General features: G+C 50.7%; 13 protein-coding genes. 10 read left to right on the top strand and 3 right to left on the bottom strand.

The features are described 5' to 3' along the window. Nucleotides 1-78: 78 nt before the first annotated feature. On the top strand, nucleotides 79-1,704 hold the full coding sequence (locus tag M2108_RS19100; protein ID WP_277470955.1) for an ABC-F family ATP-binding cassette domain-containing protein: 1,626 nt from the start codon (nucleotides 79-81) through the stop codon (nucleotides 1,702-1,704). Nucleotides 1,705-1,820: 116 nt separating this feature from the next. Here the strand turns inward: M2108_RS19100 and M2108_RS19095 are convergent, their stop codons facing one another. Further along, the gene (locus tag M2108_RS19095) at nucleotides 1,821-2,006 is read right to left on the bottom strand and encodes a hypothetical protein (protein ID WP_068729748.1); all 186 of its coding nucleotides are present in this window, start codon (nucleotides 2,004-2,006) and stop codon (nucleotides 1,821-1,823) included. 185 nt (nucleotides 2,007-2,191) lie between these two features. On the opposite strand from M2108_RS19095, the gene M2108_RS19090 reads away from it, so the two are divergent. Together M2108_RS19090 and M2108_RS19085 are read left to right on the top strand one after the other, a co-directional pair. Next, the gene (locus M2108_RS19090; RefSeq protein ID WP_481856930.1) at nucleotides 2,192-3,034 is read left to right on the top strand and encodes a cation diffusion facilitator family transporter; all 843 of its coding nucleotides are present in this window, start codon (nucleotides 2,192-2,194) and stop codon (nucleotides 3,032-3,034) included. A 188-nt stretch (nucleotides 3,035-3,222) separates the two neighbouring features. Further along, nucleotides 3,223-4,287 (top strand): C40 family peptidase, encoded by a 1,065-nt coding sequence (locus tag M2108_RS19085; RefSeq protein ID WP_277470953.1) that lies wholly within the window; start codon nucleotides 3,223-3,225, stop codon nucleotides 4,285-4,287. A 198-nt stretch (nucleotides 4,288-4,485) separates the two neighbouring features. On the opposite strand, the gene M2108_RS19080 is transcribed toward M2108_RS19085, so the two are convergent. Then, complete coding sequence (locus M2108_RS19080; protein WP_277470952.1) at nucleotides 4,486-4,863, bottom strand: hypothetical protein; 378 nt, start codon at nucleotides 4,861-4,863, stop codon at nucleotides 4,486-4,488. A gap of 282 nt (nucleotides 4,864-5,145) precedes the next feature. Then, nucleotides 5,146-5,313 carry a DUF1328 domain-containing protein gene (locus M2108_RS19075; protein ID WP_277470951.1) on the bottom strand — a complete coding sequence of 56 codons (168 nt, stop codon included), beginning with the start codon at nucleotides 5,311-5,313 and terminating at the stop codon, nucleotides 5,146-5,148. A gap of 187 nt (nucleotides 5,314-5,500) precedes the next feature. Between M2108_RS19075 and M2108_RS19070 the strand changes: the two genes are divergently transcribed. The 7 genes from M2108_RS19070 (at nucleotide 5,501) to M2108_RS19040 (ending at nucleotide 14,746) form a co-directional block, all read left to right on the top strand. Further along, a complete protein-coding gene (locus M2108_RS19070) occupies nucleotides 5,501-6,007 on the top strand; it encodes a DUF948 domain-containing protein (RefSeq protein WP_068729756.1) in 507 nt (168 codons plus the stop codon). Between the two features lie 62 nt (nucleotides 6,008-6,069). Continuing rightward, nucleotides 6,070-6,603, top strand: a complete 534-nt coding sequence (locus M2108_RS19065) for a hypothetical protein (protein WP_277470950.1) — start codon at nucleotides 6,070-6,072, stop codon at nucleotides 6,601-6,603. 96 nt (nucleotides 6,604-6,699) lie between these two features. Next, nucleotides 6,700-7,047, top strand: coding sequence for a YflT domain-containing protein (locus M2108_RS19060; RefSeq protein ID WP_277470949.1), 348 nt, complete (start codon nucleotides 6,700-6,702; stop codon nucleotides 7,045-7,047). Nucleotides 7,048-7,270: 223 nt separating this feature from the next. Beyond that, on the top strand, nucleotides 7,271-8,440 hold the full coding sequence (locus tag M2108_RS19055) for a fused response regulator/phosphatase (protein WP_277470948.1): 1,170 nt from the start codon (nucleotides 7,271-7,273) through the stop codon (nucleotides 8,438-8,440). Then, a complete protein-coding gene (locus tag M2108_RS19050; RefSeq protein ID WP_277470947.1) occupies nucleotides 8,440-12,108 on the top strand; it encodes a response regulator in 3,669 nt (1,222 codons plus the stop codon). The genes M2108_RS19055 and M2108_RS19050 overlap by 1 nt, the downstream gene beginning before the upstream one ends. Nucleotides 12,109-12,194: 86 nt before the next feature. Continuing rightward, nucleotides 12,195-13,064 carry a CheR family methyltransferase gene (locus M2108_RS19045; protein WP_481856927.1) on the top strand — a complete coding sequence of 290 codons (870 nt, stop codon included), beginning with the start codon at nucleotides 12,195-12,197 and terminating at the stop codon, nucleotides 13,062-13,064. 17 nt (nucleotides 13,065-13,081) lie between these two features. Then, nucleotides 13,082-14,746, top strand: a complete 1,665-nt coding sequence (locus M2108_RS19040) for a response regulator (protein ID WP_277470946.1) — start codon at nucleotides 13,082-13,084, stop codon at nucleotides 14,744-14,746. Nucleotides 14,747-14,830: the final 84 nt, after the last annotated feature.

Below are 14,830 nucleotides of genomic sequence, written 5' to 3'. Positions count from 1 at the left end.
CGTGATCTTACGGGCTATTTGCCCTGATTTTATGCTATAATGAGCCGAAACCCTAAGTGAAAAGGATGGTAATGCTTAATGATTAGCACAAGCGGCGTAACACTCCGCTACGGAAAACGCGCACTTTTTGAAGATGTAAACATAAAATTCACACCAGGAAACTGCTACGGCCTGATCGGGGCGAACGGTGCCGGTAAATCTACTTTTCTGAAGATCCTGTCCGGCGAGATTGAAGCCAACACCGGTGAGGTGCATATGACTCCGGGCGAACGTATGGCTGTATTGAAGCAGAACCATTTTGAGTACGATGAATACCCGGTTCTGGAGACAGTCATCATGGGGCATAGCCGCCTGTATGAGATTATGAAGGAAAAGGACGCACTTTATGCCAAGAGCGACTTCACCGAAGCCGACGGCCTGCGTGCCGGTGAGCTTGAGGGTGAATTTGCCGAGCTGAACGGCTGGGACGCGGAGCCGGATGCGGCTGCCATGCTGATCGGTCTGGGCATTACGCGCGAGCTGCACGATAAGAAAATGGCCGAACTCAGCGGCAATGAGAAGGTCCGCGTACTCTTGGCCCAGGCTCTGTTCGGACGTCCGAACAACCTGCTGCTCGATGAGCCTACCAACCACTTGGATCTGGAATCCATCGGCTGGCTGGAGAACTTCCTTATGGATTATGAAGGTACTGTTATCGTGGTATCCCATGACCGTCACTTCCTGAACAAGGTCTGCACGCATATTGCGGATATCGATTTCGGCAAAATCCAGATGTATGTCGGCAACTACGATTTCTGGTACGAGTCCAGCCAGCTGGCCCAGACCCTGCAGCGTGATGCCAATAAGAAGAAGGAAGACAAGATCAAGGAGCTGCAGGCGTTCATCCAGCGTTTCTCGGCGAATGCTTCCAAATCCAAGCAGGCGACTTCCCGTAAAAAGCAGCTCGAGAAGATTACGCTGGACGATATCCGTCCATCGAACCGTAAATACCCGTTCCTCAACTTCAAGCCGGAGCGTGAAGCCGGTAAGCAGCTGCTTACGGTCAGCGGCCTGAGCAAGACAGTGGACGGCGAGAAAGTGCTGGACGAATTCAGCATTGTGGTGAACAAAGGCGACAAGATTGCTTTTGTGGGCCCGAATTCCCAGCCGAAATCGATGCTGTTTGATATCCTGATGGGCGAGAAGGAAGCGGATTCCGGCGAGTACTCATGGGGCGTAACGACAACCCAGGCGTATTTCCCGAAAGACAATTCCAGCTATTTTGACGGGGTTCAAATGAATCTGGTGGAATGGCTGCGCCAATACTCCAAGGATCAGGACGAAACCTTCCTGCGCGGCTTCCTGGGCCGGATGCTGTTCTCCGGTGAAGAAGCGCTGAAGAAGGCAAGCGTACTTTCCGGGGGAGAGAAGGTCCGCTGTATGCTGGCCAAAATGATGCTGAACGGCGCGAACGTGCTCGTATTTGATGAGCCTACCAACCACTTGGATCTGGAATCCATCACGGCGCTCAACAACGGGCTGATTGATTTTGACGGGACGATTCTCTTTACTTCCCATGACCATCAGTTCATTCAGACCATCGCCAACCGGATTATTGAAATTACGCCAGCCGGTGTAATTGACCGCTCTATGAGCTATGATGAGTACCTGGAGAATCCGGAAATTAAGGAACTGCGCCAGCGCATGTATCCAGTCGAAGTATAATACAATGAATAGAATGAACGGTTAATGTTCATAACACAACGGCTGCGTTATCCTGAAGAGGATGACGCAGCCGTTTATGTTACCCTGTTAAGTTATACACCCAAAGACCTAAAGTCCTAGGAACCGCCGGTGCGGCGGCGCTGATTGTTAGGCTTTTTGTTGTTCTGGCTTTTCAGCGGCTTGGCTGAGCCGGCCTGAAACGACGAACCCGGTTTGTTGCTGTTCTGCTGTTTCTTCTGCTCCAGCTTCTGGCGGATGGCATCGGCCAGATTGATCTTCGGCTTTTCGGTATTTTCGCTCATTATGTTACCCCCTTATGAAGCAAGTCCTATTCCTCATTTTAATTGTTTTTAAATGCTGCCACAAGGGCAAGAATAATTCAAGAAATCAATTGCCGGAGCGGGTCCGGGCAAAAAATTGAAACAATAGGGAGTGTCAGCCGGTGGCCGATATTTATGAGGATATACGTAAAGGTGAACGCGGGGCGATGGTCAGTATTGCAGCCTATCTGGTTCTGTCCGCTTTTAAGCTGGTCAGCGGCTATTTATTCGGCTCCAGTGCCCTGCTGGCCGACGGTGTCAACAACCTGACGGATATTGTAGCCTCTGCCGCAGTGCTGATCGGACTTCGGATTTCCCGTAAGCCGCCCGACTCCGATCATCCGTACGGGCATTTCCGGGCCGAGACTGTTGCCGCCCTGCTGGCATCTTTTATTATGGCGATGGTCGGCATACAGGTTATCGTTGAAGCTGTCCGTTCGCTGTTCAAGGGAGCCGGGGAGGTTCCGGATCTATGGTCGGCAGGAGTGGCAGTGGTGTGTTCAGCGGCAATGATGGGGGTATATATTTATAACAAGAGATTAGCCAAGCGGATTAACAACAGCGCCCTGATGGCAGCAGCCAAAGATAATTTCTCGGATGCCATGGTCAGTATCGGGGCGGCGGCAGGGATTGTTGGTGCGCAGTTCGGCCTGCCATGGGTTGATTCTGCTGCCGCAGCCCTGGTAGGGCTGCTTATTTCCAAGACAGCCTGGGATATTTTTCGTGATGCTACCTACCGGCTGACTGACGGCTTTGAGGAGGCACGGCTGCTGGATCTGCGCAGCACGATTGCCCGGACTCCAGGAGTGGAAGGGATTAAAGATATCAAAGCCCGCGTTCATGGCAATCATGTGCTGGTCGATGTAGTCGTAGAGGTTGACGCCGCCATCAGCGTGACAGAAGGCCACCTGATCAGCGATTCGATTGAGGAGCGCATGAGCAGCCGACATAACATTATGAATGTGCAGGTGCATGTCGAGCCTAAAAAGGGCACCCGGACTCCTAATTAGCTGTAATTTCCACCAAATCCAAGGAGAAATCAAGACTATAGACCCGGTGCTTACCATAACTTGGCAAGTGTTTTTGTGAAAATAGAAGCATGTTCCAATTCCCGCCTGCCCCTATAATGAGGGCAGAAAGCAACAATCGTAGCGCGCGCCATTGTTGAATTCTCATCATGCATAAGCGGGGGAACGCTATGAGCAGATCACATAAACAGCTAACAGCGTCGTTATTGGTCTCGGCATCAATTGCATTATCCTGGGGAGTGTTCAACCCTCAGCAGGCATTCGCCGCACAGGCGGCTTCTTCTGTTACGGCGTCTGCTTCGCTGACAGGCGTTATTCAATCTTCGGTTCGTCTGCGCACCAGCCCTTCTACAAGCGGCGGTGTGATTAAATATTTGAGCAAAGGCGATCAGGTAGTTATTCTTGAAGAAACCAACAGCTACTGGTACAAAGTCAGAACCGCTTCCGGCGAGGTCGGATATACCAGCTCGGGCGACCAGTACATCAGCGTTGCTTCCGCTCCTGCGGTAACACCTGCCGTACAGACGGCAGTTATTCAAGCGACTGTCCGGCTCCGTGAAACCCCTTCGAACAGCGGGAAAGTGCTGGGTTACCTGAACGAAGGCGAGCCGGTAGTTATCCTGGAGAAGACCAACAGCTACTGGTACAGAGTACAGACTGTAAGCGGCACTGTAGGCTATACCAGCTCAGCCGATCAGTATATTAAACTGGACGGGGCAGCTCCTGCACCAACACCGGCACCAAAACCGGCACCAACACCAGCACCGGCGCCAACACCAGCTCCTCCGGCACAGTCAGCTGTCATTGATCGTGTCATTGAGGCAGGCATGAAGTATCTGGGGACCCCTTATGAATTCGGCTCCAGCAGAAGCAATACCAGCACCTTTGACTGTTCGGATTTTATCCGGCAGATGTTCAAGGATGCACTTGATTTAACTTTGCCTGCCGATTCCCGGCAGCAGGGCTCCTGGGTGCGGGAGAACAGCACAGCGGTTACCGATATATCCAGCCTCAAACGGGGCGATCTGATGTTCTTTATGGATTATCAGGGCAGCTCGGCTTCGGCTTATACCGGAAAGGACAGATTTTCGGAACGGATAACTCATGTGGCTATGTATCTGGGAGACGGAAAAATTCTGCATACGTATTCCGTGTCTTCCGGAGGTGTGAGAGTGGACAATCTAAGCGCTTCCTGGACGAACCGCTTCCTTTACGGAGGCTCGGTAATCCGCTAATTATAAATAAAGGAATGTATGAGGAAGCGGCAGCAGTACAGTGTTTGTGACGGGTGAACTAGGGCAGTTACGGTGGGCTATCTCTTTGGAGCAATTCTTCTGAAGAGGTAGCCCTTATTTTGTGTTATCTTAAAAAAGCAAGACAGCAGCCGTAAGACTTGGAAGTCTCAGGCTGCTGTATATGCCCGGGTAGGGGGATTATGGAGTAATTACATAAGCGGAAGCAGGAACCTTGATCCATGCTTTGCCGAGCCAGGTGTAAACCTCTCTCCATTCATTACCCCAGGCATCGGTCGTCACAGCGCCGGTTGTATCAATAGTCTGTGCGCTGAGCCAGCCGGCCGGAGTCACGCTGGAAGTGGAGAAATGGAAAGGAGTTGCTTTTGTCAAAATAATCATTGGAGTCGCCGGTTTAAGATCTGCCGGAGTAATTACAGTTTCGAATTGTTCACTGTAAGTGCTTGCAGTAACTGTAGTGGACGGATCTGCAGTACCGGTAACTTCTGCCGCTGAAGCCGATGCTGCCATGGTTGCCATGAGACCTGCTGCTACTGCGAAACTGGCTAATTTTTTCATCTGTGATTCCTCCTAGTGTGGTTTTGGGTTAGCGGTTTTTTCCAAGTTTGTGCTGTGCTATTATGCATGTAAACAAAAAGGGGAGGCAGTGAACCAGCCGCCCAAAAAAACTTTAAATTTGCATAACAGAGGGGGAGGCCTATACTTTCTGCTGTCTGAATAGGATATAGGAACAGCCGGTAATCCGTACATAAAACAACCCGGAGCTCCTCGCTTGGAGACTCCGGGTCTGCAGCATGATTATATTGCAAGTTCATAGCTGAACATTCCGTTCGAATAGGATTACATTGACCTTCCGCGCTGTCCGGTAAAGAGGGAGACAATGAACAGAATCAGGAAGATGAAGAATAAGACTTTGGCTATGCCGACTGCAGCTCCTACAATATTAAAGAATCCGAATACACCGGCGATGAGTGCAATTACCAGCAGAATTGCCGACCATTTCAGCATGTGAAGTCATCCTTTCTGTCAGGTGGTGTAGTCAATGTTTAAACGGGTTCACCTGCTCTGAAACATGACGGTCCCGTCTGGTCTTTAAGACTCTTGACAGGTTGTTTCGGGCTAATAATGTCAGGGTAACTATGCAGTAACAAGGCAGTACAAGCCGACATTTATGACTTGGAAGGGGTTTTTGAAAATGATTATTGAACTTAGCGTAGCCTTAGTTGCTGTCGCCTTCGCCGTACTCGTCTTCTTTTTAATTAAAACGCTGAAGTCAGCAAAGGAATCCCTCGACAAAGTCAGCCAGACTCTGCAGGAAGTACAGAAGACTGTAGATGAGCTTACCTATGAGATCAAGACAACTGTCCGGCATGCCAATGACATTACCGCAGATGTACAGGGCAAGATCCAGAAGATCGATCCGATTGTAGATTCTGTTAAAAATCTCGGTGATGTTATGAACGAACTGACCCTGACCGTTAAGCAGGTATCCGTTACCGTGATCGAGAAATACCGCAAATCCCGTGAGCTGAAGCAGAAGGCGGGAGCTGTCTCCATAGACGAAAAATCGTTGACTCCGGCAGAAGAGCGTACGGTGAAGTCCTATGACGCCGCATACGCCAAAAAAGCTCCGGGCAAAATAGCAATGGCGCTGAAAGGCGTAGATACTGCAGCTGCGATCTGGCAAAAATTCCGGCACTAAACCCATAGAATCAAAGTCCCATTACACAGCACCGGCGCACATTATGAAAGGCGGGACGTCTTATGAACGTCATCATTCTTTTGTTTAGTCTGCTTTCCTCTTATGTCACTCCCTCTGAGCAGAAGGAGCAGGCTTCTGCCAGCTTTTTCGCAGTGCAGCCCCAGGCCGTCCTTGCATTTGAACACAGCTTGGGAATGAACGCTTATATCAGCAGCTTCGATTCATTGGCTGGTGCAGCCTTGTACGCGCCGGAGGAAGAGCTGCTGCTGAGCAAGGGCACGCCGCTGAATATTACAGCTGACCCGTGGCAGGAATGTCTGGAGTACCAGTACGCCGATATGTCAGCCGGAATATGCGGCGGCATCGTTACCTATATTCATGTCTCCCCGGCCCAGGCCGGATTATACGGACTGAAGCTGAATGAGGTAACGCTGAACCCGGCGGATAACAATGTGCGTGTGCTGCTGGGAAAACCGGATTTTATCGCTGATGATGGTGACGTGTATATAAGAGGAAACGAGGCGCTCAAGATTTACCGCAATCCGGTGACCGGTGAATGGGACGGAATGGATTTATTTGATGCAAATGCTTCATGAGGTGTTTCATAGGCTTCAGATGAGGTTAATAAAAGTACAGTTGTCTTCTCGGGGACAAACTTAACCTTACAATCTAAGCTTAAGGAGCGTGATCTCATGGGTTCAATCGGTGCGCAGTCGTATGCCAAGCTTTTGGAGAACGGTGTTCGGGCGATAGAAGAAGTGAACCGTCTGCGGGAAAGCGGTTACTCCAAGGATAACATTTATGTTATCAGTCATGATCAGGACCGTGAGAACCGCATTGCTGATGCGGCGAACACAAATGAGGTCGGCTTAGGCGAAGAAGGATTGTTTGGCGCTATTGCTAATCTTTTCCGTTCACGCGGGGATGCTTTGCGTTCCAAAATTACGTCCCTTGGCTTCAGCCCTGCTGAAGCTGGCTTCTATGAGAAAGAACTGGATGCGGGTAAAGTGTTGGTCATTGCTAAGAAATATCCGCAATAAACCGCTTCTTCCGGCGTGCCGGAACTATAGCACAATAGCGTAACCTCCATTTCCACTATTGATAGTGGGGCTGGAGGTTACTTTGTTGAATACGGAAACAACCTCATCCATTTTTGCCAAAATATTGAATTGTGGAAAAAGACTGTTTAATTATCGTATGATACAAGGATGGAATACAAGGGATGATTACGGAGCTACCATTATTCGTGCGAGGTGAAGATGCTTGAAAATATTAATTGTTGACGACAATCCGACCAACGTCATTATAATCCGTGAAATCCTGAAAAAGGAAGAATACCGGAATTTTATAACCGCATCATCTGCAAAAGAAATGCTGAAGATTCTGGGGGTCGGCTCCGGAAATGATACCCAGAGGCCGCGCCCTTCGGATGTAGATCTTATTCTGCTGGATATGATGATGCCGGAGATGGACGGAATTGAGGCCTGCCGTGTAGTCCAGCAATATGAACATCTGCGTGATATTCCAATTATTATGGTCACTGCCGTGGGAGATTCGAAGAAGCTGGCCGAAGCCCTTGATGCAGGGGCCGGTGATTATGTTACGAAACCGATAAACAAAGTGGAGCTGATGGCCCGCATCCGTCTGGCGCTGCGTTTGAAGCGGGAGAAGGACTGGCATAAGGAGCGGGATCAGCGCATACAGGACGAGCTGAAGCTGGCCGCCCTGGTTCAGAATGCCGTTCTTAGCCTGCCAATCAAGGAAGAGGACTTTGAAGTGCATGCCCTTTATCAGCCCTCCTTTGAGCTGGCAGGTGACCTGTATGCCTGGTTTCCGCTGGGCGACGGCAGATATGCCGTGATTTTGCTTGATATGATGGGTCACGGAATCTCCTCGTCGCTGTTCTGTATGTTCCTGGCATCCGTGCTGAAGGATACGGTGACTACCTATGTGGAACCGGAAAAGGTAATCCAGGAGCTGAACCGCCGTTTCAATCAGCTGTATATTGAGAAGCAGCTGGTCCAGTATTATTTTACGGCCATCTATCTGGTTATTGATAGCCGGATGAAACGGATCGACTACGTGAACGCCGGGCATCCGCCTGGACTTTTCTTTGAAGGAGGAGCCAGGGTGCCGGTTCTTCTCCAAAGCAACTGCCACCCGGTAGGCTTGTTCGACCGGATTGACATTCAGCCGCAGAGCCTCAGCTATGAAGAAGAAGGGCATCTGGTGCTGTATACGGACGGGCTGCTTGAAATGGCCGAAGGTGATCAGGAGGATCAGCTGAAATTTATGACCGGACATTTGAACGGCGGACATGAATGGCGTGAGGAGGCGATGCGCGAAGCATTTTTTATAGATGAATCCGACCTGGAGCGCGATGACGATAAATGCCTGGTATGGATTACGCTGGGGAAAGGAACTGATCAGTAATGAAAATAAAAGCCAAGCTGCTGATCGGCTTCAGTGCGATGCTGGCCATAATGCTGGCATTAACAATGATTGGCTATGATCGGCTTAATTATATGAGCGGTCAGCTGGACAGCTTTCAGGAGAGATATGACAAGGGACGCGTTTCCTCCGGGCTGCGCGGCGAAGTCAATGATATGGCCCGCATCCTGACCACGGCGATGCTTAATGCAGATGTGGAAACAGTAGAGAACCAGAAGACAGAGCTTGAAAATAAGGTGGTTAAGGCAGAAGGATATTTGAAGGCCATCGAAGCCTCACTTATCAGTGCGGATGAAGTCCAGATGCTGAACCGGATTGAGAATGCGTATACCGCCTATCTGAATTATCAGAACAAGGCCGTCGAGATGCTCGAAGCCGGCTATTTCCAGAATGCCAACGCTTACCGGAACTCCGACGGACAGGATATCCAGAATGAGGTACTTAACAGCCTGAATTCACTGTCAGACTATAATACCGCCCGGATGACGCAAGAAAATGCTTCAGCCCAAGCTGCTTATGAGCGATCTATTCAAATGGTGTCCTTAATTATGGCTGTCGGGCTCCTGCTCGGGGTGGGTGTTATTCTGTGGGTGATTCCCAGCATCTCGCGCGGCCTTAACGTTGTCTCGATGATGATTTCCAGCTTTGGCAGCGGGAAGATGCGGGCGATCCGCAGGCTAAAGGTTAAGTCAAAGGATGAGATTGGTGATGTAGCCCGGGTCTTCCAGCAGATGGCTGAGGACATCGAGCAGAAGCAGCAGCTTGAAAAGGCATATACCCAGGCGCAGACAGATCAAGCCTGGCTGAACGGCAATATCGCACGTGTGACGGAGCTGCTGCGCGGTGTCAGTTCACTGGACCAGGTATCGCAGACCTTTATCAGCGAGTTCACCCCCGTGCTTGGCGCTCAATACGGGGCGCTTTATCTGAAAGATCTTCGTAACCCTAACCGGCTTCTGGCAAGCGCCTTTTATGCCGGGGATGCCGAGGATGGCCTCAAAGAGTATTTTGACCTCGGCCAGGGCCTTGTCGGACAATGTGCACTAGATAAGAAGCCGATCAGACTTGAGAGAGCGCCTGATGATTATATTACCGTGTCCTCCGGATTCGGGGATGCGCATCCGGACCATATCTTTGTTTATCCTGTATTGTTTGAAGATGAGGTGCTCGGTGTACTTGAGTTTGCTTCCTTTACACCATCTACTGTATTGCAGAATGAGCTGCTTCACCAGCTGGCTAATAATCTCGGCATTATTCTGAATAATATTAACCGCAGAATGACGGTTGAAGAGCTGCTGCGGGAGTCCCAGGCACTAACGGAGGAATTGCAATGCCAGTCGGAGGAGCTGCAGACCCAGCAGGAGGAGCTTCGCCGTTCCAATGAGAACCTGGAGGAGCAGACGGATGCGCTTAAACGCTCCGAGGAACTGCTGCAGCGGCAGCAGGGCGAGCTTGAGCATTTCAATACAGAACTGGTTGCCAAAACCCGTGCCCTTCAGGAGCAGGTCCAGGAGGTCGAGGAGAAAAAGGACGAAATCGAACAGGCCCGCCTCCAGCTGGAGAAGCAGGCTATGCAGCTTGCCGTTACCGGGAAATACAAATCGGAGTTCCTGGCCAATATGTCGCATGAGCTCCGGACTCCGCTGAACAGCCTGCTTATCCTCTCCCAGCTGCTTACAGAGAATAAAGAGGGCAATCTCACGGAGAAGCAGGTAGAGTTCGCCCACACGATCTATATGTCCGGTGCCGATCTGCTGAAGATGATTGATGAAATTCTCGATCTGTCCAAGGTGGATGCCGGAAAGATGGAGCTTAGCTATGAGGATATTCCGCTTACTGAGCTCAAGACATTTGTAAAACAGAACTTTGCGCCGCAGGCAGCCAAGAAGGGTCTGGTGCTGCGCTTGTCCTTTGAAGAGCCGCTGCCGGACAGTCTGTACACAGACAGCCACCGGCTCAAGCAGATTCTGCGCAATCTGCTGTCAAATGCCTTCAAATTCACAAGCGAAGGCTTTGTGGAATTCTCGGTAAGCCGTGTCGTACCGGGTGCTCTGCCCGCGTTCCTGCCGGAGGAGTTCGAATATGTAGCCATTGCAGTCAAGGACAGCGGCATCGGGATTCCGTCAGACAAGACGGAAATTGTATTCGAGGCGTTCCAGCAGGTGGACGGTACGACCAGCCGGAAATACGGCGGAACAGGCCTGGGGCTGTCGATCAGCCGTGAGCTGGCCCGTCTGATGGGCGGAGCCATCGGGCTGGAATCGCGGGAAGGGCAAGGCAGCGTATTTACCCTCTATCTGCCTGTAAAAGGCCATTACAGCCTGCTTCCGGGAGCCGTGGAAGCGGCGGCAGCTCACGAAGCAGCTACCCTGGCTGAATATGTAGAGGAACTGCTTCCGGCTGGACCAAGTGAGGCGGTCCCTGCACCGCTCAACCCGGTTATTGTGGAAGATGACCGTGAGGGACTCAAGGCGGAAGATAAAGTCATTCTGATTGTTGAGGATGATGAGAGCTTTGCCAAGATTCTGCTGGGCATGGCCCGCGGCCGAGGCTTCAAAGGTCTGGTTGCCCTGCAGGGTGACATCGGCCTGCAGATGGCCAAGTCTTATCTGCCGGACGCTGTTATTCTCGATATTCAGCTGCCTGTTATTGACGGGTGGTCCATCCTGAGAGAGCTTAAGAGTGCCTCGCAGACACGCCACATTCCGGTGCATGTCATCTCTGTCAATGATGAGGTGAAGCAGGGGCTGATGATGGGCGCGATGGCCTATTTAAGAAAGCCTTCCTCCAGACAGGCGCTGGAGAGAGCCTTCTCGCAGATAGAGAATTATACATCGAGCACCGTGAAGCGTCTTCTGATCGTTGAGGATGATGAAGTCCAGCGGCGCTCCATCATGGAGCTGATTGGCCATGACGATGTAGCCATTACAGCAGTGTCAACCGGACAGGAAGCGCTCAGCGAGCTGCGCAGGCATCGGTACGACTGTATGGTGCTTGACCTTATGCTGGGTGATATGACCGGCTTTGAGCTGCTGGATCAGATCCGTGATGATGAGGAGCTTAATGATCTGCCTATTATTATTTATACAGGCAAGGATCTGGACAGCAAGGAAGAGACCAGGCTGCGTAAATATGCTGAATCCATTATCATCAAGGATGTCCGCTCGCCGGAGCGGCTGCTTGACGAAACAACTCTGTTTCTGCACCGGGTGGAGGCCAATCTGCCGGAGGATAAGCGTAAAATTCTGCAGAAGCTGCACAATAAGGAGGAGCTCTTTGACGGCAAGAAGATACTGCTCGTTGATGACGACATCCGTAACGTCTTTGCCCTCTCCAGTGTCCTGGAAGGATATCATATGGAAGTGAAATTTGCCGAAAATGGCCGGGAGGCACTGGATATGCTTGTTGAGCATAATGATTTCGACCTGGTGCTGATGGATATGATGATGCCGGAAATGGACGGGTATGAGGCAATGCGCCGGATCCGCGAGATGCCGCAATATCAGAAGCTGCCGATTATTGCGCTCACCGCCAAAGCAATGAAAGAGGACCGGGCCAAGTGTATTGAAGCCGGAGCCTCTGATTATATGAAGAAGCCGATCAGCACAGACCAGCTTCTTTCCCTAATGCGCGTATGGCTGTATTCGTAAGCCGGAAATTAGGGTAATAGCATTACAGTAAGAGCAAAATAACCAGTCCGGAAATAAGGAAAGCATGCAAGGGAGCAGAGATAACGATGACAGAGATGGAGCAGGGATATGATGAGCAGGCCGGAAATGCAGGAAGCAGGCAGGAGCTGGAGCAGATCGAAATTGAGCTGCTGCTGAGCGGAGTACACCGCTTATACGGATATGATTTCAGAAACTACGCCTTGCCTTCCCTGAAGCGGCGCATCTGGCATCATGTCCATGCCGAGAATGTACCTACCATATCTGCGCTGCAGGAGAAGGTCCTGCATGACCGTGCCTGCTTTGAACGTTTTGTATACAGCCTTTCTATCCCTGTGACGGAAATGTTCCGTGATCCGGGCCTCTTCTTAACCTTCCGCCAAAAGGTCATCCCGCTGCTGCGGACTTACCCGTACATTAGAATCTGGCATGCCGGGTGCTCAACAGGTGAAGAAGTGTATTCAATGGCGATCCTGCTGCATGAGGAGGGACTGTATGATAAGGCGCGTATCTATGCAACGGATATGAACGCCCGTTCTCTGCAGCAGGCCAAAGAAGGGGTATATGAAATCGGCAGAATGAAGCAGTACACCAAGAATTACATGGAGGCGGGCGGTACACGCGCGTTTTCCGAATACTATACTGCGAAATACAACTCAGTGATCCTGCAGCCGTTTTTGCGCAAAAACATCATTTTTGCCGAGCATAATCTGGCAACAGACACTTCCTTTAATGAGTTTAATGTCATTTTTTGCCGCAATGTGATGATCTATTTCAACGATGAGCTTCGTGATCACGTGCATGGTTTATTTTATGAGAGCCTCAGCCGTTTCGGTGTGCTGGTGCTCGGATCCAAGGAATCTATTCATTTCACCAGGTTTAGCGATGGCTACGAGCCCCTGGATAGAGTGGAAAAAATATACCGTAAGAATCAATAGCGGGATAGGAGGGGCCAATGGGGGTTCAAGAACCGGTTCATATACTGCTTGTTGACGACCGTCCTGAGAATCTGCTGGCGCTGGAAGCAGTGCTTGAAAGCCAGCATTATAAGCTTGTCAAAGCTAATTCCGGAGAAGAAGCGCTGCGGAGTTTATTAAGATATGAGTTCGCTGTTATTGTTCTGGACGTGCAGATGCCGGGCATGGATGGTATTGAAACCGCCAAATTAATCAAGGCCAGAGAGAAGACCAAGGACATCCCGATTATCTTTATTTCGGCCAACAGCAAAGAGGCGGAGCATTTGTTTGCCGGGTATTCCGCCGGTGCCATTGATTATATGGTCAAACCCTTCATCCCGCAGATTCTCAAGTCCAAAATTGAAGGCTTCGTTCACATGCATCTAGCGAACAAAAAACACCAGATGCAGTCCATGCTGCTGCAGCAAAAAACACAGGAGCTGGAGAAAATTAACGGCGAGCTGGTCAAGGCCAAGGAAGCGGCGGAAATTGCGGCCAAAGCAAAAACAGAATTCCTGGCGATGATGAGTCACGAAATCCGTACCCCGATGAACGGTGTTGTAGGTATGATTGACCTGCTGATGGAGACAGATCTGGCTCCTGAACAGAAGGAATATACAGAAATTATCCGCAAGAGTGCCGATACACTTATCACGGTAATCAATGATATTCTGGACTTTACCAAGATGGAGTCAGGAAAAATGGAGATGGAAGAGCAGCTGTTCGAGCTTCAGGGGACGATCCAGGAGGTATTCAGCCTGTTCTCTGCCGAGGCGGGCAAAAAGAATCTGGAGCTGGCTTATTTCATCGACCAGAATCTGCCCAAGCTGATTTACGGGGATATGGCCCGGCTGCGCCAGGTGCTGATCAATCTGGTTGCCAATGCAGTCAAGTTCACCAATCAGGGCGGCGTTTATCTAGTAGCCTCCAAGGCCTCTGGTGCTGATGAGAAGCTGAGGGTGGAATTTACTGTTAAAGACACCGGTATCGGCATCTCGCCGGAGAAGTGCGACCGTCTGTTTCAGCCGTTCTCCCAGCTTGATTCCTCCATGACACGGAAGTATGGAGGGACAGGCCTGGGTCTTGCGATCTGCAAATCCCTTGTAGAGATGATGGGCGGCGAGATCCGCGTAGAATCCATGGAGGAGAAGGGAGCAACCTTTGTTTTCTCCATTCAGGCTGCCATGCCTGAGGATGAGCTGGCCAGAGGCTGCGAAACCGAGGAGCCGGACGATGTCATTAGTCAGGCACGGATGCACCATAAGGCGCTTGTAGTAGATGATCACCCGATCAATCAGCGTCTGATGGTCAGCATGCTCGAGAAGCTGGGCTATAGCGCCGATGTTGCCGAGGATGGAAACCAGGCGGTCGAGCTTGCAGCCAGAAACAGTTATGAATTTATTTTTATGGATCTGCAGATGCCGGTGATGGACGGTCTTACAGCGACTTCTAGAATCCGCTCCGGCAGCAGCCAGTCCTCAGAAAAGGCTGTTATCATTGCCATGACGGCCAACGTCATGGAGGGCATCCAGACCCGCTGTAAGGCTGCAGGCATGGACGGATACGTAAGCAAGCCGCTTAAGCTGAGCAGCATCAAACAAATCATCAGCCGCTACGAACCTCATGAGAGCCCGAGAATTGAACGCAATGCCTCCCTCTCTTAATGAACATCCAGTAATTACCACATGCAGATTGTCCGCTTTTTGTTTCAACACTATGCCTTTAGGGTTATTGGTAAAGAAAACATT

The organism is Paenibacillus sp. PastM-3, assembly GCF_029893965.1.
GTDB lineage: Bacteria > Bacillota > Bacilli > Paenibacillales > Paenibacillaceae > Paenibacillus_AQ.
Note: the sequence above shows the minus strand (reverse complement) of the source record. Positions and strands in the feature narration are given on the sequence as shown.